General features: G+C 42.8%; 1 protein-coding gene. It reads right to left on the reverse strand.

Going from position 1 to position 1,249, the window contains the following annotated elements; translation table 11 throughout:
- Positions 1–1,249 (reverse strand): golvesin C-terminal-like domain-containing protein (locus ACWA1B_RS22345; protein WP_456910785.1); only part of this gene is annotated, 1,249 nt, incomplete at both ends.

The raw sequence follows: 1,249 nt of genomic DNA on the forward strand, positions 1-1,249 counted from the left end.
TTGATGATGGCAATTGGAGGCAATTCTTCCAAGCCGTCAACATCATCGATCCAAGCCGTTACGGTAGCTCCGGCATTTGCCGTACTTGTTTTCAGCCAGAAACCAAAAGATCCTTGATTACCAACAAATGCCTGATTGTTTGCAGGAGTTCCACCACCGGACAGCAAGCGTACCAACCAGTCCGTAGTAACTGATGTATTGTCATTTAAAACTGCTTTTAAACTTGCAGTACCGTTTTTGAAACTATCTGTGGCTCTTGCTAAAGTCGAAGTTGTTGCGATACCTACTGTAGAGCCTGAAGTAGTTGGTGCACTGGTAAATCTTCCAGCAGAACTTTCAAAAGTTTCCAAACTGGTTTTTGTATTTGTTCCCACACAAACTGTCATTGTATAGGTATTACTTCCGCAAGCGTTTGAAGCTACTAAAGTAATCATTTTTGAACCTGCAGTTGTAAAACTTACGGATGGATTTGCGGCTGTACTCGTTGCTGGAGAACCGTTAGGGAAAGTCCATGCATAAGTAGTGGCTCCTGTAGAAGTATTGGTTAATGTCATACTTTCGCCAATTGCCAATTCCGTCAAAGGAACTGTGAAGCCTGCCGCAACATTCGATGCAGGGTTTACTGTTACCAGTCCCGTCACTGTCTTAGTGTCGGAACCAATTGCATTAGTCGCTGTCAAGCTTGCATCATAAGTTCCTGACGCATTATAAGTAACCACTGGATTAGCTGCAGTGCTTGTACTTGGTGTTCCCCCCGGAAATGACCAACTGTAAGATGTTGCATTTGTAGAAGTATTGGTATAGGTTACCGTTTGGCCTTCGCAAACTGCTGCACTTGCTGGTGTAAAATTAGCTATTGGAGCAACATTTTCCGGCAAACAATCAACAAAATCAAATTTTATAGCATCGGCGATAACAACTCCTGTTGTACCCGTTGTACGAATCACGACCTTATTCACAGAACCAGCACTGAAATCATATCGTCCCAATGAAACCCAGGTTGCATTATTGATTTGCTGATTTACGGTAACTGTAGTGGTCCCATTTTCATGGATGATATCCACAGGAACGTTTGTTGGACGGTTTGTACCTGCTGTAAAGTTGATGAATACCTCATATTTACCTCTTTGAGTAATTGACGGAGTGAAAGTTGCTGATTTTGTCCCTTTTCCTGTATCACCGTCATGAATATAATCTGTTCCAATATATCCTGCGGTCGCAGAAGTTGAAGTCCAAGCCCCTACCAATG

The organism is Flavobacterium xizangense (assembly GCF_054075145.1).